Below are 2,780 nucleotides of genomic sequence, written 5' to 3'. Positions count from 1 at the left end.
CATATTTTCATTCAGGTCGTCCGTTCCAAAGAAAGAGAAACATAAAGAATCAACTATTGAAAAGCAAACAAAAGAACCGGTAACAAACAAGAAAACAGACACTTGGGAGAAGGAACAATAGTATGTCAAAAACACCACTGCTTTGTCAGGCCGCTTTCGGGCCTGTTGACTATTTTGCACAATTAACAAAGGGGAGAGCAATAATTGAAAAGCACGCTCATTACAGCCGGCAGACTTACAGAAACCGTTACAACATCATGGCAGCCAACGGTTCGCTCGCCCTTACGATCCCGGTTGAAAAAAATAAAAACCAAAAAATTGAAGATAAAGATGTAAAAATAGCCTACCATACCCCCTGGCAACAAAATCACTGGCAGTCGCTGATTTCGGCATACAATTCATCTCCCTTCTTCCAGTTTTACTGTGATGAAATAGAACCTTTTTTTGCCAAAAAGCACACCTGGCTTTTTGATTTTAACATGAAAAGTACCGAACTTCTCTGCGAACTAATCGGAATAGATATTGACATCACTTATACAGAAGAATATCTACATACTTCAGCAGATAACATGTTGGACCTCAGGGAGGTCATTCATCCCAAAAAGCCTTCGGACGACACCTTCTCCGGAATCACAACCATTCCATACAAACAAGTATTCGGTGAACGCCACGGTTTTCAAGCTCATTTGAGTATTCTCGATTTACTTTTTAACAAAGGACCTGAAACGATTCTGGTGTTGGAAGCAATGAAAGGATAATGGCTGTAGAAATTTACGGCAGTGTTTTTTTAGAAACAGTTGGTAGTGAAAAGGATGGTTTGGTTTTAATCAACTTTTCATACGTTGCCACAATTCCACCCCCTGTTTAACAATGTCCACATGATCGAACGCCAGTACGGGTAAATCATTAACCGAAAACCACCCGGCATCCGAAGCGTCGTCATTGCCTTCGACTTCCGCAGTTATATCAAGACAGGAAAGAAAAGCAACTGTAATAGTACGATGACGGGGATCGCGCCCCACCTTCCCAAAGGCCCCTATCTGATGAACCTCCACACCTTTCAGGCCCGTTTCTTCTTCCAGCTCACGAATGGCAGTAATTTCGATATCCTCATCCATTTCGGCAAATCCACCCGGTAGCGCCCAAATATCCTGAAATGGGGGATTCTTTCTCTTAATCAGCAAAATTTTTGCCTCCTCAAAGCTCGTTCCGGCAACTGCAACAACATCGGCCGTAACTGCAGGACGGGGATAGTCGTAACAATATTTTTTATCCATCAATTACTCTTTTTATAACTCTAAGATGATGGGTATAACGTTGTCTCTCCTTATTATAAATACCCTGATGGTCTAGCACATCAATCCTTACAGAGCCACTGGAATGTAAGATACTCCCGTGTCCCAGACAAATTCCAACATGGATGATTTCTCCCTCTTCATTGTCGAAAAATGCCAAATCGCCAATTCCTGCTTCTTCTACAAAACTCACCACCTGACCATAATTGATCTGCTGAGAGGCATTTCGGGGTAAAAGGACTCCAGCTACCTTAAAAACATTTTGCACCACTCCACTGCAATCAATGCCATAAAATGAACGACCGCCCCATAAATAAGGAGAATTGAGGTATCCCCGGGCCACTTCTTCCAAATCGAAACGCCCGTCAGGCAATATTCCCTGCCAATAAAACTCTTCATTACCAATTCTAATGACATTTCGGTCTTCTCCATTAAAAACTACCCTGCTCCCGGAAGACAAGAGCATTGGAGTAGAATCGGACTCACGGATAACCTTTACAAAGGCCTTAGTTACAACATGCCCGATAGGACGATTCCACAACTCTACGTCACGCTCATCCAACTTCACAATCAATTTATCATCTATCCACCCCTCATAGCCGTCAAAATGACATTTTATCCGACACCACCCCGTTCTGTTTTCGAGTATATCAAAACTTTCACCAAATAAAATCTGAGTTTCAAGCTGAGCCCCTTCAAAAGGTTCTGTGCGCACCGGGATAAACCCGTAAGTACATATCGATTGTGTCATAAAAAATTAAATTTGAAATCACAATACTCCATTAACTTTCGATGAAGTCAGTAAATCAGGTTAGGCCTGTCCAAACAAAAAGCAGACCAAAAAGAAGAACCAATATATCATGCAGCAAAACCTTTTCACTATATTAGTACTTTAATTTATAAAAACAAAGTTAGTTTAGAGATAGTAATGAATTAACCTGACGGTTTCAAACGAAATAGTTTTGTTCTTTAACCACATAGAAACACAGCACATTAAAATCTGCTTAATAGTTAAAGAGCAAAAAAACAAGGTTAAAACGTCAACTTATATCAGCACTATCCCTTATACCGGATAAACAAAACTTATTATGCCAGGATTTTTTTCGACCATCAAAGATAATACAACAGCCATTAACAGGGTTCTGATATTTCTTGCTGCCATTACATTGGTGGTTTACATCCTGCCACGTGAAGGCAAATTTCCTTACGAATACAGCAAAGGTAAACCCTGGAAGCATGAGATGCTTATTGCACCGTTTGACTTTCCTGTTTATAAAAGCCAAACAGAGATTCAGAACGAAAGAGACAGTATTTTAAACAATTTCAGACCCTATTTCAACTATGATACGATTCGCAAAACGGTACAGGTCAACAGAATCCTATCGGAATTTGAACACAAGAGAGAAGACCTCGCCGAAAAATACCCCTTTCTGCTGGAGACCCCTCCGAAAAATGATTCCAGTCTGTGGCAGATAGTAAACAGCA

3 protein-coding genes and 1 pseudogene are annotated in these 2,780 nt (G+C 40.7%); 2 read left to right on the top strand and 2 right to left on the bottom strand.

Annotated elements, in window-relative coordinates; genetic code table 11:
• Window positions 1-122 precede the first annotated feature (122 nt).
• Window positions 123-758, top strand: coding sequence for a WbqC family protein (locus tag QZZ43_RS17200; protein ID WP_291861893.1), 636 nt, complete (start codon window positions 123-125; stop codon window positions 756-758).
• 69 nt (window positions 759-827) lie between these two features.
• On the opposite strand, the gene QZZ43_RS17195 is transcribed toward QZZ43_RS17200, so the two are convergent.
• The gene (locus QZZ43_RS17195; RefSeq protein ID WP_291861891.1) at window positions 828-1,277 is read right to left on the bottom strand and encodes an NUDIX hydrolase; all 450 of its coding nucleotides are present in this window, start codon (window positions 1,275-1,277) and stop codon (window positions 828-830) included.
• The gene (locus QZZ43_RS17190) at window positions 1,270-2,046 is read right to left on the bottom strand and encodes a C40 family peptidase (protein ID WP_291861889.1); all 777 of its coding nucleotides are present in this window, start codon (window positions 2,044-2,046) and stop codon (window positions 1,270-1,272) included. The genes QZZ43_RS17195 and QZZ43_RS17190 overlap by 8 nt, the downstream gene beginning before the upstream one ends.
• Window positions 2,047-2,383: 337 nt before the next feature.
• Here QZZ43_RS17190 and QZZ43_RS17185 point away from each other — a divergent pair.
• Window positions 2,384-2,780, top strand: a pseudogene (locus QZZ43_RS17185) (transmembrane HD family protein); the annotation flags it as partial.

This window comes from Marinilabilia sp. (genome assembly GCF_016278715.1).
In the GTDB taxonomy this organism is placed as follows: Bacteria; Bacteroidota; Bacteroidia; order Bacteroidales; family Marinilabiliaceae; genus Marinilabilia.
The sequence above is the reverse complement of the archived record's forward strand: the minus strand, read 5'-3'. Positions and strand labels throughout refer to the sequence as shown.

Coding starts and splice junctions, on each gene's coding strand:
- QZZ43_RS17200 (WP_291861893.1), top strand. CDS start 123: ATGTCAAAAACACCACTGCTTTGTCAGGCCGCTTTCGGGCCTGTTGAC.
- QZZ43_RS17190 (WP_291861889.1), bottom strand. CDS start 2,046: ATGACACAATCGATATGTACTTACGGGTTTATCCCGGTGCGCACAGAA.
- QZZ43_RS17195 (WP_291861891.1), bottom strand. CDS start 1,277: ATGGATAAAAAATATTGTTACGACTATCCCCGTCCTGCAGTTACGGCC.